The organism is Vibrio penaeicida, from assembly GCF_019977755.1.
Classification (GTDB): domain Bacteria; phylum Pseudomonadota; class Gammaproteobacteria; order Enterobacterales; family Vibrionaceae; genus Vibrio; species Vibrio penaeicida.
In genome coordinates this window covers 889,588-912,947 of record NZ_AP025145.1, presented here as the reverse complement: position 1 = coordinate 912,947, position 23,360 = coordinate 889,588, and the positions used below count along the sequence as shown (strand labels likewise).

The window sequence follows — 23,360 nt, the reverse complement described above, 5'->3', positions numbered from 1 at the left end:
GATGACACCGTAAGAAGCAATCAAACCTATTTCTTGGATTTCCCGCGACCTTTGTGAATATTCATTTTTGCTTTCATTTTACGTTTTTCTGCACTTCGACTTTGGCGTTTTCTTGGTTTGTCTTCTGAAAGTTCTTCAACCAAGCTAGGTTCAAAACCCGCTAACCACTCTTGTGGTAAACGCTTATCCAGCAGGTTCTCAATGGTCTTGAGCAAGTATTCTTCGTCTCTACTCATTAGTGAAATAGCAAAGCCATCACTACCCGCTCGACCCGTTCTTCCGATTCTGTGAATGTAGTCTTCTGCTTTGTAAGGCATATCGTAATTCACGACTTGCTCTAACTGGTGAATATCCAAACCTCTGGCTGCTACGTCTGTCGCTATCAGCGCTCTGACCTTTCCAGATTTAAAGTCATCCAATGCTTTTTGTCTTGCGCCTTGGCTTTTATCTCCGTTGATAGACGCTGCTTTGATTCCATCCAATTTGAGCTCTTTCACCAATGAATCTGATCCCTCTCGGGTTTTAGTAAACACCAACACTTGTTGCCAGTTTCGCGATCCAATCAAATAGGCCAGTAGTTCAGCTTTGCGCTTTTTATCTACTGGGTAGACCATCTGTTTTACAGTTTCAGCTGTTGAATTGCTTGGCGTAACCTGAACCTCTTCAGGATCGGTGAGTATCTTGTAAGCGACCTTTTTTACGTTACCGGCAAAAGTAGCAGAGAAAAACAACGTTTGACGAGCATCATTCAGCTTACGGAGTATTCGCTGAATATCGGGCATGAAACCCATATCTAGCATGCGATCGGCTTCATCCAGAACAAGCACTTCCGTCTCAGTTAGCTGGATATTTTTCGTAAAGACATGATCCAGAAGTCTTCCCGGAGTCGCCACCAATATGTCTACCCCACCTTTTAGATTGTCCGTTTGAACGCGCATGCTCGTACCGCCATAAACGGCAAGCACTTTTATATCCAGCTCTTCAGCGTAATCGGTTAGGTTATCCAGAACTTGCTGCGCGAGCTCTCGCGTTGGTACCAATACCAACCCACGTACAAGTTCGTCTTTTAGTGGCTTGGGGTTTTCGATGAGTCGCTGAATGATGGGTAAACCATAAGCGGCAGTTTTACCTGTTCCCGTCTGCGCCCCTGCCAGTACATCTTTCCCTTGTAGAACAAGCGGTATAGCGCGCTCTTGAACAGGTGTTGCCTCTTTGAAGTTGAGTTTAGAAAGGCGAGCAAGAATGGCTGGCTGTAAGCCGAGTTGTTCGAAAGACATGGTTTACAAAATCCGGGAGCAGTAACAAGAAGCGCGGATTGTATACCCAAACTGCCTAAAGATGCTAGCGACAAGCTTTCAGGCTCGTATGCTCTTAAGTTTCTCAATATCTCAGAATGTTTGATTCTATGAAGGCAAGCTGGCTACAAAGCTTTGAAGAATTGCTTTGATTGGGCAAGAACATCAGGGTAAAGCGAGTCAAATGCTTCAATAAGTGGATCATATTGTTGAGCCAGCACTTGCGAGCAAAGGCTCAGCTTTTCTAGCTTTGGTCGGCGCATCGCCATTCGCGATAACGCAAACTGGATGTTTTCAAGATCCGCATAGGATTCCATCCATCGACCTTCCCACATATGTGAAGACATGGTGACAAAACGCGAAGGCAGCGTACTAGGCTGGGTTCGTTTAATGAGATGCTCCGAGTGTGAGCAAAATTGTTGGAGTGATTGACTATGATGCTCTTCCCATCGATTCGCTAGGCAATGATCCCAAAACATATCAAGTGCAATGGGTGCATAGCGCCGCAATTCTGAGGGGAAAAGAGGTTTCAGCGATTTAACTAGGCTATGTGTATCGGTATACGAGTCAACAAATCGGTGAAGCTTGATGCCATCGACAATGTCTTTGTGGTAGCGACCTTCAGGAGACCCTTTGACAAAGTCCCCTAACAAGTTTCCTAACAAATTGCTTTTACAATGATCGGCAATATGAAGATGGGCGAGGTAATTCATGAATAGGAAGTGGTTACTGAGCTATCAGCATTCGTCTTCCGCTAATTCTTCCAGTAAGTAGTTTGATAAGTTTAGCCCAATCTCCATTGCATCTATTAGTTCAAGGTTTTCTTCATCATTACGTTCTTCAATCATACATTTTCCTCTGAAAGGGAATTTACTCCATACGCGTTTATCAATTAGCTATATATCAATAGACCGGAAATTCATATTAAAATTCGTTACCGCTTCTATGAAATTTAGACTTACCTCTAGAAATCACCACCAAACACCCCTGTAAAAATATATTTACAATATTGGTTTATTTTAGTTTACATGCATATTTGTATCATTAACCACGTTCTGGCACAGTCCTAAAAATCTAATAAAGTCGGTTATCTCATCATTTCTGACTGTTCTGCTTGCCCTAAAAACACTAAGTTGTAAAAATAAATGAACACACAAAAATCTCGCATCTTTGGCAGCACTTTAATTATTGCCGGGACAACAATTGGAGCAGGAATGTTAGCCCTGCCCCTCGCATCAGCAGGTATTGGCTTTTTGGCGTCGTTAGTCATCATGTTTTTCATATGGCTATTAATGGTCTACACCGCACTTCTCATGTTGGAAGTACATCAATTTGCTGATCATGATGCCACTCTTCATACGCTTGCTGAGCAATTCCTTGGGCAAAAAGGGAAATGGGTGGCCAGTTGTGCGATGCTATTTTTGTTTTATGCACTTTGCGCAGCCTACATTGCTGGCGGTGGTGGGCAATTTCATCAACGCTTAGTATCCACTATGAGTTTTTCAGTCAGCCAAGAGGCGTCTACGGTTCTGTTTACAGTTCTCGTAGCGGCGATCGTCACCATGGGCACAGCGTCTGTCGATAAGATTAACCGAGTATTGTTTTCCGTAAAAATCATCGCAATGGGCGTGGCTTTATACGTTCTGGCACCTGGGATAAATACCGGTTACTTGGTGAATATGCCTTTGCAGCAGGGCTTATTAATTTCTGCACTTCCAGTTATTTTTACATCATTTGGTTTTCACGGCAGTATTCCGGCAATCGTAAAATACTTAAATAAAGACATAAAAGGCTTAAGGGTAGCGCTGATCATTGGGGCATCTTTACCTTTACTCTTATACATACTCTGGCAAATCTCGACGCTGGGTGTTTTAAGCCAGAGCGATCTTGCCAATCAAAGTGGGTTAAGTGCGCTTATGGTTTCGCTTACGGATGCTTCTCAGTCGGGCGCCATCAAAAACGCCATTGCTGTATTTGCTGATCTAGCGCTGCTAACGTCATTCTTGGGCGTCAGTTTGGGGTTATTTGAGTTTTTGGGGGACAGTCTTAAATCGGTCGTCAAAGCGTCGAGAACCCGGACAGCGGCTATTACATTTATCCCACCGATGGCATTTGCTTTGTACTATCCCCAAGGTTTCATTATGGCATTGGGGTATGCGGCAATTGCACTTGTTGTGCTCGCTATTTTCCTTCCTGTCAAAATGGCTCATAAAGCGCGGAAAATTCACTCAGAAGAGTTTGAGTATAAAGTAGCAGGAGGCTCGTTAAGCCTTACTATATGTACGACAGCCGGTATCGTCATTATTACTACACAGCTTCTGATTTCTTTCGGATTTTTAGCATCCACTGGATAGATTTCGATCACAAACGCTTGCAAACTGATTTCATTTTGCAAGCTAGATCGCTGTTTTTATCAAACTACATTCAAAAAATTTGAATCTTGGCGCACTTCCAAGTGAATCTGGTAACATATCGGAAACGCAAATAGATTTCTAAAAACTCGACTGCTATATTCAAAAACGTTGTTGCAGCAAGCGGTTAATGCAACCCAAACCTTTTTTGTGTGACGTTACTTCCAGTTTATAGTGAGGTTGATATGCCGTTGAAATTTTTAAGCTTCACTCCAGTCCAATATGAAACAAAACCTGTTTGTTCCTGCCCACATTGTGGCAGTGAAGATTATTTGATTTCTGAAAATGGAAAAACGTTAATTTGCGAACAGTGCGGAAAGGTTTCGAAGGAAGAGACTCCCGAAGAGCAAAACCCTGAAACAGTGCATTAGTGAAGATGCAATAATCAGTTGGACCTATTTAAACAAGGCACCGAAAGGTGCCTTTTTGCTATTAAGTGAAATTGAAATTTAGAGAATTAGAGCTGATGCGCTTTACCATTTAAAGTGCTGAAAAATTTAAATTAAACTGAGGATCTTTTTCTTCCAGCGATTTTAGCAACTCTTCTATGTTTGATATGGTGTGTACGAGTTCATGATCGACTTGATACTCTGGCTGACTCGGGCGGTAGTAGTACGTTTGCATCCGCGCTTTTATACCCGCTTCCACCCCTTTAAGGGTGTCATCAACATAAATGCACTCTTTTGGAGAAACTCCCATATTTAACGCTGCATAAAGCAATAGATCAGGTTCTGGTTTCCAGCTGTTTGCATCAAATGCACTGTAAATGGCGTTGTGGAAAAAACCATCTAAGTTTGTGAGCTCGAGGGCGTGTGCAATTCTGTCGCTTTCGCTGTTAGACGCTATGCAGACATTTATGCCCATTTGCTGCAACTGCTTAAGCAAGTAGCTTGCTCCCTTTACAGGTTTAAGCTTCGCTTCATACAAAGACTGTTTTCTATCTCTATATAAAGGCTCGAGCAAGTCGAGAGATAAATTGCAGTTTAAGCGATGGCAAGTTTCAGACAAGATATCCGCAGGCTTTCCACCCTGGAAATGATTGAGGCAATCTTCAAGTGATATAGGCTTGTTGAAATGGGCGAACACATCGACAATCGCTTGACAGCATAATGTTTCACTATCAACCAACGTGCCTTCACAATCAAAAATAACGCAACGTATTTTATCCATATTCCACCCAACTCCTCTGAGAGAAATTTCAGTGTTGTACAGACATTCTTTTTTGAAAAGATCAATTGATAAAAACTGCTATTGGCAACGCGAGTTTCTATCTAAAGTGGCATCTTGATCACGATGCTTATGATTATGTATCTCGCTGTCTTGTTTAAGTGTGATTGTAGACTATATGGCGTGCTCTAAAGGAACGACATTATCAGGATGAAGACGACGCAATTCTATAAATTCTTCTATATTTTCAATAAGTAAGGCACATATTTCCGGATCAAATTGCTTTCCACATTTTTCCATAAACAGCTCTTTCACTTCAGATATACGCCACGCACTTTTATAACACCGTTGGCTCAAAAGTGCATCGAATACATCTGCGATTGCTGTGATCCTAGCGTAGAGATGGATGTCCTCTCCCTTCTTACCATTTGGGTAGCCATTACCGTCCCAATGCTCGTGATGTTCCAGAGCAACAACAGCCGCAAGCGCCATAACGTCCCCGTCTGATGAATTGAGCAAGTTAAACCCACTTATTGTATGAGTCTTCATCAATTGCCATTCTTGTTCAGTCAGTTTCCCTGGTTTGTCTAATATCGCTTCAGGAATGGCTATTTTACCTACATCGTGCATTGGGCTAATGACTTCTAGTAGATCGCATTCCGATTTATCCAAACCGTAAAGTTGAGCAAGCTTACTAGAAAGGCTTGCAACACGCTTTACGTGGTTACCTGTTTCTCCAGAACGCGACTCTATTGCCTCGCCTAAGATGTAAATCATGTCTTTTTGAACATTAAGTGTCTTGTCCTGAAGTTCATAAATTTTCCTGTTCTTATTCGCAAGCTCTCTTTTTTGCCGGATTGAAACAGACTGCATCGCTATGATGACGACTAAGACAGCAATGATACTCCCTGAGATGAATAGTATTCGTAGATTTGCTTCGACAAAGGAAGTGGGCTTATTCACTATTTCTGCACGCTTGGGCAACATGAGTTTTGAAATATTAAACCTTTCAAGCGCTGCGTAATTAAATAGATCTTGATACGGTTTTGAATCAGGAAGAGACTGAGAAAGCAAAAGTGGTAGCTCTTTACTTAGCAGCTTAACGGCATATATACCCAAAGAATACGGATCTTGCACGCGACCACCAAGAATGTCGCCTTTTATGTTGTGCCGCCAGAGAACGAATACTGGTGCGGAACTAGAATGGCTGATTTTTCTCGCGATTTTATCGTAGCTATGGAACACGCCACTTTCTAATTCACTATTAAAGTGTGTTAAGAGAACAGCATCATTCTCAGACGCACGAATTAGGACTTCTTGTGCTTGTTCCAACGTTTCCGCAGTCAGTTCAACGAGTTCAATATTCTTAAACTGACGAATATGCGTTTTTATTTCACCTCTAACAATTGACGATGTCATACTGTTATCAGAAAGAAGGTACAACTTTTTAATATTTGGTCTTATTTTTATAATTAATTTAATATTATCTAATATATTGTCTTCTTCGTATACAATATGTACCGCTTCAGATAAAGAAGTTAAAGATGCACTTTTATCATTAATACCAATAGCTACTATCGGCACATTTTTTACAAGCTCACTGTCAAAGCCTTTAATAAATTCAAGGGCTCTATCATCACTTACAATAATTCCATCAAAGTGATAATTTTCATATTTAAGGTTAAGAAAGAGTTTAAACGATTCATAATATGACTTTTCATGAATGCGTTTTGAGTCTAGGTATTCGATTGAAGGAGCAACCAGCGCGTTGCTGTGTTTAAACGCCGTGTTGATGCCTTGCTGAATATCGGCTGTCCATTCATAAGAAGGGTCGTATGAATGCAATATAAGAATATGCTGTGAGTGCTCTAGCCCTTCAGTGGCTAGCTTCAACTGCTCTGAGGTTATCCGCTCACTTGCAACGAGCTGAGCAGAAACCAAGCAGTTTAAATAGGTCAATAACGTTAGTAAGAACGAACATCTCATAAGCCAATCGTGCATATATTTGCAAAACTATGCGAAACATATCACATAACGAAAAGCACTGTCTACGACGTAATCAAGTGAGATTCGTGGTGTTCAATTATGTATTTATCAACATCAAAATTATTATCTGTAAAATTAACAATTTGCTGAACAAAGTTAAGATAACTTCCTTTTTCATCATTCAACAAATATATGTCGGAGATCAATATTTCCCTATCACAGATAGTTCCTAAAGCACATCCAATGGGCTCACCATTCTTAAAGCCGATAATAATGGGAAAGTCAGGTTCTAATATTATTTGAGTTAAAAACTCAATGATGAGAGATTGCGACTCTTTGTCATCCCAATGGTTAGAATATAACGTTGCAAAACAGATCGTCAGGCGGTGGAAATCGACAATAAACAATTCGTCGACCACGTTACTAGAAAATGAATCATCTACCGATACTGTGCTGTAAGTTTTGTTGGATTGAAAGTGCTTATAGAGTTTACGCCCTGCCAAACTTTCTTTTGTTGGGTACTTTACGTCGACCTGCGAGTACAACCACTGATTTTTTCTTTCTATTAGTGCTTGGTGTTCTTCGTTTTGATTACTCAAATGCTTATGCCTTTTCCCCAAATTATGCAAATGCACGAGTTGCAAGTGCCATTGAGTGATGAACTACATGCAAAGAGCATACAGACCACCATCAGCAACCACAATAACTTATACACCCTAGCTTCCTTTTACGTGTTCAAAAAGCGGTACTGGTTAGCCTTATAGGTATTTATTACTCGCAGGAATTGGCTTAATGTTGTAGGTTGATGGATAACTAATGGTTAAATAATTGGGATCTAATATGTTGAAAAAACTTGCGATTGTTCCCCTACTCGCTTTGGGTTTAACAGCCTGTGACAGTAGCGACGAAGTCGGTGATGTAGGGCTGGGCTGGTTCACCATGAAAGACATTAAGTTGAATACATGGGTTGATCCTGTGGTTACAGGGGTTACCTGTCATGTTGCGAGTATAGAAGCAGATTTAAGCCTATCGGACCCAAGTGATAGCTCGATTTCATGCCGCCAAACGGGCGATATTACACCTGAGATGATCGCACAAATTGATAAGTCAAAATCGGGTGAAGTGGTATTTAAAAAATCAAAAAGTATCTTTTTCAAGAGCATGAAGATTCGACGTATTTTTGATCCAAACACTCAGACTTTGATGTACCTTTCCTATTCAACAAAAGAAACGACAGGTAGCTTCAAGCACAGTTTGTCGACCGTTCCTCTTTGGGGAACAAAGGCATTTGTTGAAAAAGCCGATATTCAGCAATAAAAAGAAACACCGGTAAAGGTTACCCCAAGCGGAGATTCAACCTTCTCAACTTGGGGTGACTTGAGTTTTAATTTTGTGTAGAATCCGCGCTTCGTTTTTCAAATGTCGCTTGTATCAGCATGAAATTTCCCGGTCAGCGTAAGTCCAAACACTATTTCCCTACCCATTCTCGTGATCCACTTGTTAATCAGATTCGCCAAACACCAAAATTAAGTCGTCCTACCATTATTGGTGTAGGTCAAACCATTGTGGATATCGAAGCGAGAGTTGATGATGACTTTCTTGAACGCTATGACTTAAGCAAAGGTCACTCTCTGGTACTGGAAGAGCAAAAAGCAGATGCTTTATACCGCGAATTGACCGAGAAAAACCTGATTACTCATGAGTACCCGGGCGACACTATCGGTAATACACTTCACAATTACTCTGTATTGGCCGACAGCAAATCTGTTCTTTTGGGCGTAATGAGCAAAAACATCGAAGTGGGTTCTTACGCTTATCGCTACCTGTGTAATACGTCTTCTCGCATGGATTTGAATTACCTTCAAACGGTAGATGGTCCTATTGGTCGTTGCTACACATTGATCTCTGATGACGGTGAGCGCACATTTGCGTTGAACGTCGGTCAAATGAATCAGCTATCGCCTGAAAGCATTCCTGAAAAAGTATTCAAGAAATCAGCCGCGTTGGTGGTTTCTTCTTACTTGATGAGGGGAGAACCAACAGACCCAATGCCACAAGCGGTTCAGCGAGCGGTTGAACTGGCGAAGAAGCACAATGTCCCTGTTGTTCTCACCTTGGGGACGAAGTACGTCATCGAAGGTAACGAGACGTGGTGGCAAGAATACCTCAAAGAAAACGTCACTGTTGTTGCAATGAATGAAGATGAAGGTGAAGCACTGACTGGCGAAAAAGATCCTCTACTGGCGGCAGATAAAGCGCTTGAGTGGGTCGACCTTGTTTTGTGTACTGCGGGCCCTGTGGGCTTATATATGGCGGGATATACAGAAGATGAGCGTAAGCGCGAAACAACCTTCCCGTTGTTGCCGGGCAATATTGCAGAATTCAACAAGTACGAGTTCAGCCGCTCGATTAAAAAAGAAGAATGTCGTCACCCTGTAAAAGTGTACTCTCATATTGCGCCTTACCTAGGTGGTCCTCTTGAAATAAAGAATACCAACGGAGCAGGTGATGCCGCCCTTTCTTCTTTGTTGCACGATATGGCAGCTAATCAGTATCACAAATCCAATGTGCCTAATTCGAGTAAACATGAACAGAACTTCTTAAGCTACTCTTCCCTCTCACAGATTTGTAAGTATGCCAACCGAGTGAGTTATGAAGTGCTTACCCAACATTCTCCTCGCTTAAACCGCGCATTACCAGAACGCGAAGACAGCTTAGAAGAGACATACTGGGATAGATAGTTTCTGAAACAGAAATATTAAAACGAGAACAGCAAACGGGGCTTGAAGCCCCGTTTTTAGTTTTGAATTATTTGCGAACTAAGAATTAGCTAAGGACTCTTTTAGCGCTTCTTGCTTAGACGATCTGGCTTCCACCAGCTTGTACAACCAAATCATCACACCACACAAACCAATGCAAAGTGCCCATAGCCAGTCAGCATCGAGTGTATCCAGCATTGCTCCTCCAACAAGAGGTGCTATGGCGAAACCTAAAGAGTAGATTGCTGCCGCTCCAAAGTAAGATCCCCTTAAATGTTCAGGCGCGATCTGATCTATTTGCACACTCAACGTTGGGAAGGCGATAACTTCGCCAAGGCTGACAATGAAACAACCTAGTGCCCAACCGAGTACCCAGTTCTCAGGTGTTAAGATAAAAGCGACTTGACCCAACCCCATTAAAAGCATGCCAATTCGTGTTCTCATGAATAAAGGAAAACGCTCCATCAATTTGAGCATGGGGAACTGAAATACAATAATCGTAAGGGTATTCACTAACACTAGCGTAGCGATCAGTGTCGCCGCATCTGGCAGAGAACTTCTCACTAATACTTGAGGCAAAGAGGATTCTAACTGAGCATAAACAAACATCATGATCAGGTTGGCAATTAATAGGATTTGAAAGATTTTGTCGCGTGCGATGACTTTCACCGTTGCTTTAAAATCAGGCATCTCCCCACCCTCGCCTTGTGTTGTTTCAGGGCAACGCAAAAAGCTTAACCACAACCATGCGCCGAATAAAAGGTATGTAACCCCTGTAACAATAAAGAGTTGCTGTGAAGCAGCGAGTGCTAACGTAATGCCGATAAGTGGCCCGATAGCGCCACCAAGATTGAGCACAAAGTAACGAATATTGAGCGCAAGCTCGCGATCTTTAACATCACTTAAATTATCGCCGATTACTGCTTTGGCTGGAGCTTCAATCATAGGTCGCATCAACCCACACAGAGTGAGTAGCACAAAAAACTGCCAAATTTCATTCGCGATACCTATACCGCTGTATGCGAGAGCAGCGATAACGCTGCCAGCAATCATGACCCACTTTCGCCCAAACTTATCAGAAAGGTACCCCGAATAAAGCCCAGTAAACACACCAACTAATCCGGAAGCAGCAAGCATCCCACCTACTTCTAGAGCTGTCGCATTATAATCTTGATATAGAAAAACGATTAAATAAGGCCAAGCCATAAAGTAGCTGGTTCTTGCCAACAGCGTGCCACTAAGGACTGTCCAGATTGTGAAGTTAAACCTTTGAATTCGTTGCCACTGAAATAAACTTTCCTGACTGCCTTTTTCTCCCATTACACTTCCTTTTGATAAATACCGTTCCGATTTCATCACTTGTTAAGTGAAGTCATTCTTCCCTAATGAACTCAGTATCACGGATTCTGACTTTCCATCAAAGAAACATATGAGTATTTATCTTGATAATTTAGTTGTATATCAACAGATTCTACTACTGACGTTATACGGTACTTCTTATGACTGATTATTTATTAATGAAGCTCAGAAACTGATCGTTTTTCGAGCATACTAACGTTTCAAATTTCCAATATCTGGGTTATGTCCTATTCTTTAGTTATTAGTGGGTTAGGAATATCAATAGGAAAAATAATGAATAAAACTCTTTGGCGATTACTTTCGGTACTTTTGGTTTTTCCATTACATGGCTATGCAGCGGATGTCTCATTTGGAATCGTACCGCAACAATCAGCAAAAAAATTAGCAGCGAAGTGGGGGCCTATTTTTCTCTACTTGAGTGAGAAAACTGGTCACAACATCTCATTTGCGACGGCAAAAGACATTCCAACGTTCGAGAAAAGACTCTTGAGTGGCGAGTATGATATCGCCTACATGAATCCTTACCACTATACGGTTTTCAGCCAAAAGCCCGGGTATGAAGCGTTTGCAAAACAAGCCAATAAATCCATCAAAGGTATTGTCGTTGTTAGGAAAGACAGCGAAATAAAAAACCTCGCCGAATTAAATGAGCAGCAATTGGCTTTTCCTTCCCCTGCTGCTTTTGCCGCCAGCGCATTACCACGGGCGAAAATGAATCTGGATGGCATTGCGTTCACCCCCAACTATGTTTCATCTCATGATTCGGTTTATCTTGCGGTGTCGAAAGGCATATTCCCCGCAGGAGGAGGCGTCTATCGAACATTCAATAACACCTCTCCAAAAGTTAAGGAGTCACTGAAAGTTCTTTGGGATACCCCTGGATATACCCCTCATGCTTTCGCAGCATCACCAGATTTAGATGCGGATATTTTGAAAAGTATTGCCAAAGCCATGATGGACATGACAAACGATCCGCTAGGTCAATCCTTACTTAAATCTATTAATTTTAAGGGAATTACACAGGCTGAAGACAAAGATTGGGACGACGTCAGGTCACTCGAAATTACACTACTTTCGCATTTACTGGAGCAGTAACCGCTATGTCTCTTCGTCTTAAGACTATTTTCGGTGTCGCGTTAATTGAAGCAGTGCTCCTTGCACTGCTCGTCACCTTGACGCTTGGTTATCTTAAGACAACCAACTACGACAGCTTGACTAAGCGCGCAGAGACAACAGCAAGTTTATTCGCAAGTACTGTTAAAGATGCGGTTTTAAGTTGGGATTTAGCCTCGCTTGAATCCTTCACACAGGAATTGATGACCAACCCCGACCTACTCTATGTAAGAGTATTAGGCAAAGATGGTAAGCCGCTTGCCGTACTGGGTGACGAAAATCTGTTAAACCATTATTCAAAGCCGGAAATGAGTGCAGAGTTGGTTACCGACGGTATTTTTGATGTCGCTCACCCGATAAAAGAGGCTGGAATTGTTTATGGCGATGTCCAAATTGGTTTGGATATGTCATCGCTCAACAAAAAAATAGAAGAGGCAAAGAAATGGAGCTTCTTTATCGTCATGGGTGAAATGGCACTTGTTGCACTTTTCTCATACGTTTTAGGGGCTTTTCTCACTAAGCGACTCACTTACTTAGAAAAAGCAGCTGAAAGATTAGCGCGTGGCGAACGAAACATTACGGTTAACGATACAGGCAATGATGAGATTTCACACCTAGCTCAAGCGTTCAACACCATGGTGAGTAAGTTAGTTAAATCGGAACAGACCAGCCAAAGCTATCAACAGCAGCTAGAAGCGCTTAACAGCTCACTTGAAGCCACCGTAAAAAGCCGAACCGCAGAATTGAAAGCGAACAACGAACATTTGGTTGAAACAAATCGACAGCTAAAAGAGATGCAAGGAAAGCTGGTACAAAGTGAGAAGATGGCGTCTATCGGTACTATGGCCTCAGGCTTTGCTCACGAAATCAATAACCCTATAGGTACGGTCGACAGCAATATTCAAACCGCTTTAGAGTATTTGGATTGCTATAAAAACCTCGCGACTCTCCAGTTCACCATTATTAATGAAAAAGACGACGAACGTAGAAATCAACTCATTGCGTCTCTAAGCGCCTGGGTAGAAAAAAATGATATGAGTTTTATAGAGCATGATTTTGGAGATACGCTGCAAGACGCCTTAGCCAATACGCATCGAGTTCGCGATATTGTGCAAGGGTTAAAAAGCTACTCTGTCTACCAAAAGGATTCGCCGCAGTCTGAAAACAACGTTGATGAAATCCTTAAACAGTGTGTCGAACAAGTTAAATACGAGTACCCCTGTGAAACAACCATAGAAACGAAACTCGACAGCAATGCACTGGTCTTTTGTAATCCAGCCGAACTCAAACAAGCATTTAATGCGGTTTTGAAAAATGCGCTTCAATCCATGCAAGGGCGGTCAAAAGGCTGTGTCGAAGTAACGACTCATAACGAAGACGATGTTGTGAGCATTACGATATCCGATGTCGGAGTGGGTATTGCGTCAAATCAGATTTCACAGGTTTTCGACCCGTTTTATTCAACCCGAAAAGTTGGCGATGGTACGGGGCTCGGGCTAACGTTAACTCACAACATAGTAGAACAGCATAGCGGTACGATAGAAGTAACCAGCCAGCTGCATCAAGGCTCCCAAATTAAGATTTGTTTGCCATCTGAAGCGCTAGCCAGTGATCTCAAAGAGACAGGCAAAATGAGAACCAATATGAAGAATTTCCCATAGATACATGATTAATCTTAAAAATTAGATTGTTTACAGCCGAATAACAAAACTGGAATCATCAATTAAAATCTAACTTGCTGAAATAAATTGGTTATTTAAATAGCACAGTTAATTGGCATACATATTGTATAAGAGTATCTGGAACTGAAATTGGAGGTGCCATGGACGACTTAAATGCACTTAACACAATTAGCAAACCCAAATTGGTTCTGCTCGATGACGAGGCAGATATACTTAAAGCGCTAACACGCGTACTTAGACGCGACTTTGAAATCCACCCATTTACAGAACCCAGCGAAGCACTTTCTTATCTTGAAGCACAAGAGGTCGCCATCATTGTTTCAGACATGAAAATGCCAGACATGGATGGTGCTACTTTTTTCGGATACGCAAAAGACATTCAACCAGAAGCTGTTCGCATATTGCTGACGGGCTACAGTGACGTAGAAGATACCGTTCGAGCAATTAATGATGGTGGCGTAAGCACCTACCTTAGCAAACCTTGGGATAACGACAATTTACGCTTCACATTGCAACAATCTTTGGAGTTTTTCCGAGTCAAAGAGGAAAAAAATCGCTTAAGTAAAGAATTAGAATCCAAAAATGATCAGCTGGCACAAGTCAATGTTGCATTGGAAGAAAAAGTCGCCTTGCGGACTGAAGCGTTGCGTGAATCCAACGCGAAATTAAAAAACACATTGAAAAGCCGCTCTGGGCTTTTTAGAGATGTGCTTTCGTTGATCACTGGGCTTATTTCATTTAGAACAGGATGCAACGCACAAGATATTGAGAGAGTTGCTTATCAATCCAAACAAGTCGCAATTTTATATGGGCTGGATGAAGCCTATGTTAAACAGACGTACATGTGCGGAATTATGCACAAACTTGGAATCATAGGGACCGACCAAGAAGTTCATTTGGGTCGGAACTATCAGCAAAGCCATATTGCACCTTCAAGTAACCCAGACCTTGGGGCAGAGCTTATTTCACAGCTGCCACGCTTTCACAGCATTGCTTCTTTGGTTAGACACCAAGATGAGAACTTTGATGGCACGGGCTACCCCGGTCATATCAAAGGAAAGGATATCCCCATCGCCTCACGTATTCTTCGAGTTGTAAAAGACTACGACTACATGGTTGCGGGAGAAAATAACAAGATTCACAAGTCCCCGTTTGCTGCTCAAAACTACCTGCAGTCAAACTCAGGAACGATATACGATAGAGAAGTAGTGAAAACGTTTGTACAGGTACTTCAGGAAAGACCACAAGATGGTGTGCATGAAATCGAATACTGCGTTGGCGTTAATGAACTTAACGTTGGTGATGTGTTGAAACGAGACGTTATGCTTTCCAATGGTTCAGCCATGCTGACAAGAGGTAGCGAGATAAATGAGGCAATGCTAAGACGTTTGATCGATTATGAGCGCCACAATAATACAACACTTGCGTACTTCATATGACACGGAAAGTGCCTATGAATAAAGAAAATTCCACTGAAAGTACTGACCGTGAGTTTTTCGAACGTGCTTATCTGCGTGAAAAGAAAATTCGTAAAGAAGCTGAGGCGCTGCTTGAAACGAAATCAAGAGAGCTCTATCACAGCCTAAAATCGCTAGAAGAAACACTGGATAACGTAAGTAAACTTCAACACCAAATGGTGCACACCGAAAAAATGGCGGCAATTGGTCAGCTTGCGGCAGGTGTCACTCATGAAATCAATAACCCTGTGAGCTTTGCTCTATCGAACGTAAAGCTTTTGAACGAGTACGTAAGCGATTTGATCAGCCTTGACCAACTCGCAATGCAAAGCAAAGAAGACAATGGGGACTTTAGCGCTTATGTTGCGTATCGAGAAAAAATCGACATTGATCACTTAGCGCTAGACATCAGCGAACTTTTGACAGAAACAACCCAAGGGTTGGAACGTATTCGAGAAATATCCCACAATTTCAAAAAAGCTTCACACAAAGGGACAACCGAACTCACACCGATTGACATCAACGAATGCGTTGAAACGGCCCTAAAAGTCGTTAACGGTGAAATTAAACATTCACTAACACTGAAAAAGAACCTTGATTATGTTCCTCAAGTCATGGGTTCCATAACTCAATTACAGCAAGTCTTCATCAATTTATTTATCAATGCCAAACACGCAACACCTGATAAAGGGGAACTCACAGTAGTAACAGAGCCTATTGATATGGGAGATAAAGACTGGGTAAAAATAACAGTAAGAGACACAGGCAAAGGCATTAAACATGAGGACTTAGTCCACATATTTGAACCCTTTTTTACAACAAAAGAGGTCGGAAAAGGCACCGGACTGGGGCTTTCCATAACCTATGAGATTATAAAGCACCATAAGGGCTCTATTGAGGTGGCCAGCGAGCCAAATAAAGGCACAACCTTTACTATTCTTTTACCTGGTTTGTAAGTGACTAGAAATCGGATTCTAGTATCAATAAATCAACATCTTGCCGTATTCTGAATTAAATTGAGATCTAAACTGCACCTTTAGGTTACTTGGGTATACAATACTTCCATACCCTCTCTCAAAGACAAAAACTGTGGCTCTTAAACCTACTATTTACAAATTTCGTATCACGTTAACGGATATGAATAGAGATTATTACGATTCTCTGAATCTAACGATTGCTCAACACCCTTCTGAAAATGAACAACGCATGATGGCTAGAGTCATCGCTTTTTGTTTGAATGCCCAAGAAGGGCTTGAATTTACCAAAGGTCTTTCAAGCATTGAGGAACCAGATATCTGGCAGAAAAGCTTAGATGACCAAATCCAACTTTGGATTGATGTCGGCGAACCTGATGTAGAACGAATCAAAAAATCCACTCGCTTGGCAAAAAAAGTGCATGTTTACAGCTTTAACACCAAGTCGAATGTTTGGTGGAATCAAAACCAAGGCAAGATAGGTATGTTGGACACCTCTGTCACCCGACTCGATTGGGATGGCATTGAACAACTTGCCTCTTTAGTTACTCGCACTATGGACCTGTCTGTGATGTTAACAGGAAACTCTGTGTTCGTTACCGCAGATAACGGTGATTGCGAGATTGTTTGGGAAACGCTAAAAGACGCATCCTAATGACCAATCTCACTGACATTTTAGCCTCTGCTGGTATGAACGAATTGACACTCTCAAGTGAAGACCAAGTCAGAAGCCGTAATATCATCAAGACATGCGATGCAATATTCAACCAAGCTTGTCAAAATAACCCAGAGAAAAGCCCTTTTGATATGGCGCTTGGGACGCTAACAAAGGCTCAAATGGAGCTAATGGTCAATATTGAAACACAAGCCGATACATTAAAAAGTATGGGTGACATTATTCAAAATACCTTAGGTGGTGAGCATTCCGATAAATTCAGTGCTGAACTGCCGAAAGATTTACTTTGCTGTACTCGACTATGGTTAATGGCTCAAGGCTATTTGCAGATGGACTTCAGCCTAGCAAATGATCACGCTACTCAAACCAGTGAAGCACTTGCAAAGGTAGAGAACTCCGATATCGAAAAAACGCGTACCGAGTTGATGAAAGCCTTCTACATCGGCAAATCTCACAATTCAGTGGTTACGAAACATTCGGTATTTTCTAGAGTTTCTGCTTGGCTATCGAAAACCTTCAGCTAACGTGAATTTGCGATACCATACCCATTCAATTTAGCTATGAGAAATCAAAAGGGAGCAAACGCTCCCTTTCTGTTTCTGCATCCAAGATAGAAAAAACAAAAACTATACAGTTTCACAGTCCTATTCTGCTAAAGATATGAATAGCTATTGCTCAATCTTTCTCATAACCCGACACGGGTTACCCGCAGCAACAACATTGCTAGGAATATCTTTCGTTACAACGCTTCCAGCGCCAATAACTGAGTTATCCCCAATCGTGACGCCTGGGCAAATAATACTGCCTCCCCCTACCCACACATTGTCGCCAATACGAATTGGCTTCGCGTACTCTAAACCTTCAGTTATTCGCGTTTTCACGTCTAAGGGGTGTGTCGCGGTATACACTTGTACACTTGGTGCAAACATGACGTTGTCACCAATTTCAACTGAATTAGCGTCCAAAATGGTGCAACCAAAGTTAGCGTAAAAGTTCTCCCCCACCACAATGTTGCTCCCGTAATCACAGTAAAAAGGAGGTTCTAAATAAACCTCGCCTTTTGCTTCAGGCAGTAGCGCAGCAATGGCATCTTGCCACTCTTTGCTGTTTGGGAGGCTCTGATTTAGCTTTTGTAGCCAACGTCGACAAGCAATACGCTCGCTGTGAATTTCATCATCCCAAGGCTCATACAGATCGCCCGCTAGCATTTTTTCTTTTTCAGTGGTCATTCACTTACCTTCAATTTGAGGTGATTGAATTCATACTAGCCAAATCAATACATTCAAAATTAGGGCAAAATCAAAGGACATAAAAAAAGACCGCATTTTGCGGTCTTTTTATACTTTTCTGCACCTTACTAATCGCGAGAAACTAGTTCATAACGATTAATTGTGTGCTTTCTTCATATCATCGATCATGATTTGAGTCGCTGTCACACCACTTGCCGAAATGTACCAGACAGGTGCGCTGATGTAAGTGATACTATCGTTTTTGAACGCGTTGGTTTTCTTGATAAGAGCGTTATCAAGTTGCTTTCTCGCTTCACCTTTCGATGCGCCAATAGCTTCATCACGATCTAAAACAATCAGTACATCTGGATTCGCTTTGGCGATGAACTCATAGCTAATATTGTCGCCGTGCGATTTAGCTTTGATATCTTCGACCGCTTGCTGGAAGCCGAACAACGTATGAATGTAACCATAACGAGATTCTTTACCAAAGGCACCAATTTTACCGCCACTCGTGATGATAGCTAACGCTTTAGCACCAGAGTTCTTTGATAGCTCTTGAAGTCCTTCGATTTGCTTTTGCTTGTCTTGGATTAGCGCTTCTACGACGTCTTGTTTTTCAAAAACCTCGCCTAACATACGCCAAGCTTTCTTTGTTGAACCCCAGTAATCTTTTGAATCTGCTAAGAAAAGGATTGTAGGTGCAATTTTAGAAAGCTCTTCAATAGAGCCCGAGCTACGGTTACTAACAATAATCAGATCAGGCTTCATACTGTAAATAGCTTCAAAGTTAGGCTCGAACAATGACCCTGCCGCCTTATACTTATCGTCTTTATACTTACTTAGATAAGCAGGCAAATGAGCCTTCACAACCCCTACTGGTTCAATACCAATTGCATCAAGTACATCAAGGCTATCTTGACCTAAAACCACAACATTTTGAGGTATAGACTCTAGGGTCGTCTTCCCCATTTGATGTTCAACAGTAATGGACTTTGCTGTTGCAACACTGGCAAACAGTACACTTAATCCAATAAGCGCACTTTTCAGCAAGGTTTGCGATGTTTTCATTGTCTTTCCTTAATTCACTAATTCTAGTTTTGCCTTAAAAAAGTTGGTTAGAATGACCAACTCACGTTGAATCTGATGTCTCTACCAGCATTCGCGAAGCCACGTGCGACGGTACTGTCGCCATAAACGTAGTAAGACGCGTGATCAAAGTAGTATTCATTAAACACGTTCTTCACCGACAACGTTAATGCCAATTCTTCATCCGTTAGCGGCATCCAACGAGCGTAAAGATCATGCACGCTGTAGCCTGCTTTTTCGTTTTCAGTTACGGAATTACCCGTTTCCGTTAAACGCTCTACAATCTTCGTATTCCAACCAAATTCCATCGTTTCTTGCGGCTGATAAATGAAATCTAAAATCCATGTATCACCAACAGATGTTCCGATAGTCATGTTGTCATCGGTCAATGGCTCTCCGTCCAACTTAGGGCTGGATTGGCTGTAGCTGAGTCTTGTCGATAGGTCACCGACTTCGTAACCTGCAAACGCATTTGCACCTTTGTTGGTCAATTTGCCAACATTGGTCATCTCTTTGCCTTTGTTGCTCACAACATCTTCGATTTCACTATCAAAAAGAGTGATACCAGCGCTAAAACCATTGTTGTAGTACTTTGCGCCAACTTCAGCATTCGTGGCTTTCTCTGGCTTACGGTTTGGATCATTTTGTCTGTAATCCAAAACAAACAACTCTTTGGTTTGCTGACCTCTAAACGCTTTCGCGTAACTTGCAAATACATCCAAACCGTCGATAACGGTGAACGTAGCACCTACATTTGGGCTAAAGCCATTCGAGTCGAATTCAACATCTTTGCTGTCGGTAAGCTTGTAAGTGTCGTATCGAGCACCTGCAGTAAGTAACAACTGCTCAGTTGCTTGCCAATCATTTTGGGCAAACACGCCATACACGGTCCCTTTTTCAGTGCTGTCACTGCCACCCGTGTTTAGTTTTGCGTTGTCTTGCTTAACATCCACACCAACTACGAGTGAGTGGTTGCCTAAGTGGCTAGTGTTAAACAGCTTACCGCCGTATGTATTCATGCTTCCTGCACTGGTTCCCCAACGCGGGTGATCTTTGTGCGTTAGCGTTTGTTCGTTGGTGTATATCGTTGTGTCGACATTGACGTAATCGCTCACCGCAATTTGGTGGTTCAATGTCAGCGTTTGACGACCTGTTTCTTGCTGTAATGCCGCATTTTTCTTACTTGGTACCCAATGCGGACGGTTAAGCTTTTCACCGTTATCGTCGCTGTAGTCATAACTGAAGGAAAGCTTTTGGGTGTCTGTTAGGTTTCCTGAAAGCTTAACTAACGCAAATTTCTGCTTCGAACCGCTGTATTCTTGCTCATCGCCATTGCCATCGACGATGTTGTTAGAGTCTTTGTAGCTAAAGCTCGCCAACACACCCCAGTCTTCAGTTACGTTTCCGTATAAACTGGCGGATGTTTTATACGCACTGTTATTACTGTAATAACCAGCCTTTACGTTACCGCCGAATTGTTCCCCACCGTTAAGCAAGTCTTGGGCATCTTTGGTTTCAAATTTGATTGCACCGCCTAATGCCCCTGGTCCATCTGTCGCACGTCCTGCACCAGCGTTAACCTCTACTCGCTTTAAAAGCTCAGGCTCAATGGATAAGCGCCCTTGGTGATGGAAAAGATTACCGGATTGTTCGGCACCATCTACGCTAACGTTCAACATCGTGTCTTCTAAGCCACGAACGTAAATTTTTTGCGATACAGAAGAAGAACCACCAACGTTTACTTCGGATTCTTTACGAAAGATATCGTTTAAATCATTCGCTTGCGCGTTTTCTAATGCACTTTGATCGATTGAAATATCAACCGATTGATGTTGGCTTCCTTTTACTTCGATAACTTCAATATCGTCTTGTGCAACGCTGACGGTTGATACCAGTAACAATGCACTTGCAATAGGTGTTAATTTAAATTGAGAAATTGAGTTCACGGACAACTCCATTGGTAATGAGAACTATTATCGCCGTGAATTCTGCTTATCCATCCCTATTGAGTAAATCACTTTTACAAGTGTTACATATCAAACCATTATGCATCATGTGGCAACGTGATGATCATTTCTAAGCCATCAGTTGCATTGTTTACCGCTATGATTCTTCCTTTAACAGATTCTATATGTCGTTTAGCCAGCGCTAGCCCAACACCAAATCCGCTTCGTCCTTCGTTGTTTTTTTGCTTTACTTTAAAAAATGGCTTAAAGATTTGAGAAAGCATCGACTCTGGAACACCTGGCCCAGAATCTCGAATTTTTAGTACAACGTCATTTCCCAGCCTTTCCGCAGATACATGAAAACTTCCCTGCTCTGGTGTATACCGGAGACCATTACGGATTACGTTTTCAATAGCTTGCCCTAAGGCGCGTTGGCTAGAATGGCTTAAGACCAAATGATCGGGTAGCGATACTGATATATTGGCATTTGGGTATTCGAACGATGCGTCTTCAATGATTGAATCAACTAACTCCGTTAGATCGAACGTTTCTTTTCTAAGGTCAGGCCGTTCGTTCTCAATCCATGCAAGCGTCAGCGTATCTTCTGCTAATCGACGTACATTGCGTACTTCCGTTTCGATTCGACTGAACATGCCTTTTACATCGATGCCGCGCTCGATACAGTTCAGCGCCAGTTCTATTCGGCTGATCGGTGTTCGAATCTCATGGGACATATCGCTGATCAGGTTACGATGATGTTCGATAACCGTCGACGTACGTTCGGCCATTTCATCAAACGTTCTGGCGATTTCACCAAATTCATCGTTACTGTTTATTTCAGAGTTACCGATTCGCTCATGATAGTTTCCTCGGCTAAATTCTTGTGTTGCATAGTGAAAGCGCTGCAATGGTTTCATTACATAGCGATAGATATAAACCGTTAATGCAAGCAAGGCTATAAACGGGATAACAAATCGGAACAACCAAAACGCATGAGACATATACGTTCCCGGTCTCATGCGATCAGGCAATATGATTAAAAAGTGATAATTCCCTTGCCTAAGAGCCACTTCCATAATGGGATTGTCCGGAAAATAGAGGTGTATTTTCCAGTCAACATTTCGACCAATCCCATACCCATCAAAAAATCGTTGGTTAAGTGCATTTCCGCCGATTACATCGACCTGCGAACGTACGAGTGTCGCCCACGTATCTTCTTGAACCGCCAGTTCTTTTAACCAAAGGTCCAACTCGTCTAATCGGTTTTCGTCTACTAAATCTTGTGCTTTGCTACCCCAAGCGAGAATTTCATCTCGATGCGACTGCTTGATGTAGCTCATTTTTTCTTCAGATAGAATCGCAACACTGTGAAGCAATGAGAAAAAGATGACGACGCCTAATGAAAGGATGATAAAGAGTCGCCAGAAAAGCACTTTCTTCATACAAACAGATAACCTTTACCGTGAACGGTTTTAATACGGGTTGAAGGCATGCCTTCAGCAACAAGCTTTTTACGAATTCGACTCAAGTGCATATCTAGGCTGCGATCATATTGGCAAAAATCACGATCCAGCACAGCTTGATATAGATAAGGCTTAGATTGCACATGCCCTTTGTTTTGGGCTAACGTCCACAACAATTTGAACTGAATAGGCGTGAGTTGAACGTCGGCAGGCTCTTCTTTTGCCTGTACCGTTACGATTTGCGTGTACTTATTTAGAACGAGTTCTTCATGAGTAAGTTGAGATGAACTGCTTATAGGCTTAATACGTGATTGCGTTCGTCTTAAAATCGCTTCTATTCGCAAACATATCTCGGTGAAGCTGCATGGCTTAGAGATGTAATCATCGGCACCAAATTGTAACCCACGGATCCTGTGCTCTTCTGCGCCATAAGCAGTCAGCATAATGACTGGCGTACTTGAATGTTCGCGGACAAAGTTCAATAACTCAAAGCCATCAACATCAGGCAAATCGACATCCAGCACAATCAAATCAAACGAGCTCGTCTTCATGCACTCTAACGCCGCTGAACCCGATTCAAAGCTCGTTACATTGTATTGTTGAGACGACAACAATGCCGAAAGTTGAGAGTTAAGATCTGGGTCATCCTCTACCAATAACAGGTTAATTTCTTTTTCATTGGTACTGCTTTCAAATGCTGAAGAAAGCTCAAAACTATTGACCGCGTCAAACATATTTCCATATCCAATCTAAC

20 protein-coding genes are annotated in these 23,360 nt (G+C 42.1%); 9 read left to right on the top strand and 11 right to left on the bottom strand.

All coding sequences use genetic code 11. The annotated features are described in order from the left end of the window. Positions 1–26 precede the first annotated feature (26 nt). Together LDO37_RS22375 and LDO37_RS22370 are read right to left on the bottom strand one after the other, a co-directional pair. Positions 27–1,277, bottom strand: coding sequence for a DEAD/DEAH box helicase (locus LDO37_RS22375; RefSeq protein WP_126607302.1), 1,251 nt, complete (start codon positions 1,275–1,277; stop codon positions 27–29). 143 nt (positions 1,278–1,420) lie between these two features. Next, positions 1,421–2,008: an acyl carrier protein phosphodiesterase gene (locus tag LDO37_RS22370; protein ID WP_126607301.1), complete on the bottom strand. Its 588-nt coding sequence runs from the start codon at positions 2,006–2,008 to the stop codon at positions 1,421–1,423. A gap of 432 nt (positions 2,009–2,440) precedes the next feature. Between LDO37_RS22370 and LDO37_RS22365 the strand changes: the two genes are divergently transcribed. Then, complete coding sequence (locus LDO37_RS22365; protein ID WP_126607205.1) at positions 2,441–3,649, top strand: aromatic amino acid transport family protein; 1,209 nt, start codon at positions 2,441–2,443, stop codon at positions 3,647–3,649. A 537-nt stretch (positions 3,650–4,186) separates the two neighbouring features. Here LDO37_RS22365 and LDO37_RS22360 read toward each other — a convergent pair. From LDO37_RS22360 to LDO37_RS22350, 3 genes are all read right to left on the bottom strand, one after another. Next, positions 4,187–4,876 (bottom strand): HAD-IA family hydrolase, encoded by a 690-nt coding sequence (locus LDO37_RS22360; RefSeq protein WP_101114296.1) that lies wholly within the window; start codon positions 4,874–4,876, stop codon positions 4,187–4,189. Positions 4,877–5,047: 171 nt separating this feature from the next. Further along, positions 5,048–6,859 (bottom strand): HD domain-containing phosphohydrolase, encoded by a 1,812-nt coding sequence (locus LDO37_RS22355; protein ID WP_224055889.1) that lies wholly within the window; start codon positions 6,857–6,859, stop codon positions 5,048–5,050. 62 nt (positions 6,860–6,921) lie between these two features. Next, positions 6,922–7,458, bottom strand: a complete 537-nt coding sequence (locus LDO37_RS22350; RefSeq protein WP_126609463.1) for a flavodoxin — start codon at positions 7,456–7,458, stop codon at positions 6,922–6,924. A gap of 241 nt (positions 7,459–7,699) precedes the next feature. Here LDO37_RS22350 and LDO37_RS22345 point away from each other — a divergent pair, with 241 nt between their 5' ends. Together LDO37_RS22345 and LDO37_RS22340 are read left to right on the top strand one after the other, a co-directional pair. Then, positions 7,700–8,176: a CreA family protein gene (locus tag LDO37_RS22345; protein ID WP_101114294.1), complete on the top strand. Its 477-nt coding sequence runs from the start codon at positions 7,700–7,702 to the stop codon at positions 8,174–8,176. 119 nt (positions 8,177–8,295) lie between these two features. Further along, positions 8,296–9,600 carry an inosine/guanosine kinase gene (locus tag LDO37_RS22340; protein WP_126609462.1) on the top strand — a complete coding sequence of 435 codons (1,305 nt, stop codon included), beginning with the start codon at positions 8,296–8,298 and terminating at the stop codon, positions 9,598–9,600. Between the two features lie 78 nt (positions 9,601–9,678). Here LDO37_RS22340 and LDO37_RS22335 read toward each other — a convergent pair whose 3' ends face one another. Then, positions 9,679–10,938: an MDR family MFS transporter gene (locus LDO37_RS22335; RefSeq protein WP_126609461.1), complete on the bottom strand. Its 1,260-nt coding sequence runs from the start codon at positions 10,936–10,938 to the stop codon at positions 9,679–9,681. 312 nt (positions 10,939–11,250) lie between these two features. Between LDO37_RS22335 and LDO37_RS22330 the strand changes: the two genes are divergently transcribed. The 6 genes from LDO37_RS22330 to LDO37_RS22305 all read left to right on the top strand — a co-directional run bounded on the left by LDO37_RS22330 (position 11,251) and on the right by LDO37_RS22305 (position 17,403). Beyond that, complete coding sequence (locus LDO37_RS22330; RefSeq protein WP_126609020.1) at positions 11,251–12,072, top strand: phosphate/phosphite/phosphonate ABC transporter substrate-binding protein; 822 nt, start codon at positions 11,251–11,253, stop codon at positions 12,070–12,072. A gap of 5 nt (positions 12,073–12,077) precedes the next feature. Next, entirely contained in the window at positions 12,078–13,751 is a 1,674-nt protein-coding gene (locus tag LDO37_RS22325) for a HAMP domain-containing sensor histidine kinase (RefSeq protein WP_126609021.1), read from the top strand. Between the two features lie 161 nt (positions 13,752–13,912). Beyond that, positions 13,913–15,211 (top strand): HD domain-containing phosphohydrolase, encoded by a 1,299-nt coding sequence (locus LDO37_RS22320; protein WP_126609022.1) that lies wholly within the window; start codon positions 13,913–13,915, stop codon positions 15,209–15,211. 14 nt (positions 15,212–15,225) lie between these two features. After that, complete coding sequence (locus LDO37_RS22315; RefSeq protein WP_185829893.1) at positions 15,226–16,185, top strand: sensor histidine kinase; 960 nt, start codon at positions 15,226–15,228, stop codon at positions 16,183–16,185. Between the two features lie 133 nt (positions 16,186–16,318). Then, positions 16,319–16,858, top strand: a complete 540-nt coding sequence (locus tag LDO37_RS22310) for a YaeQ family protein (protein ID WP_126609024.1) — start codon at positions 16,319–16,321, stop codon at positions 16,856–16,858. Continuing rightward, positions 16,858–17,403 carry a hypothetical protein gene (locus LDO37_RS22305; protein WP_126609025.1) on the top strand — a complete coding sequence of 182 codons (546 nt, stop codon included), beginning with the start codon at positions 16,858–16,860 and terminating at the stop codon, positions 17,401–17,403. The genes LDO37_RS22310 and LDO37_RS22305 overlap by 1 nt, the downstream gene beginning before the upstream one ends. Before the next feature lie 144 nt (positions 17,404–17,547). Here the strand turns inward: LDO37_RS22305 and LDO37_RS22300 are convergent, their stop codons facing one another. The 5 genes from LDO37_RS22300 to LDO37_RS22280 form a co-directional block, all read right to left on the bottom strand. Then, on the bottom strand, positions 17,548–18,108 hold the full coding sequence (locus LDO37_RS22300; protein ID WP_126609026.1) for a sugar O-acetyltransferase: 561 nt from the start codon (positions 18,106–18,108) through the stop codon (positions 17,548–17,550). 156 nt (positions 18,109–18,264) lie between these two features. Continuing rightward, positions 18,265–19,179, bottom strand: coding sequence for a siderophore ABC transporter substrate-binding protein (locus LDO37_RS22295; protein WP_126609027.1), 915 nt, complete (start codon positions 19,177–19,179; stop codon positions 18,265–18,267). Between the two features lie 47 nt (positions 19,180–19,226). Next, a complete protein-coding gene (locus tag LDO37_RS22290; RefSeq protein WP_126609028.1) occupies positions 19,227–21,143 on the bottom strand; it encodes a TonB-dependent receptor domain-containing protein in 1,917 nt (638 codons plus the stop codon). Positions 21,144–21,241: 98 nt separating this feature from the next. Beyond that, complete coding sequence (locus LDO37_RS22285; RefSeq protein ID WP_126609029.1) at positions 21,242–22,585, bottom strand: sensor histidine kinase; 1,344 nt, start codon at positions 22,583–22,585, stop codon at positions 21,242–21,244. After that, positions 22,582–23,340 (bottom strand): response regulator transcription factor, encoded by a 759-nt coding sequence (locus LDO37_RS22280; protein WP_126609030.1) that lies wholly within the window; start codon positions 23,338–23,340, stop codon positions 22,582–22,584. The genes LDO37_RS22285 and LDO37_RS22280 overlap by 4 nt, the downstream gene beginning before the upstream one ends. Positions 23,341–23,360 lie beyond the last annotated feature (20 nt).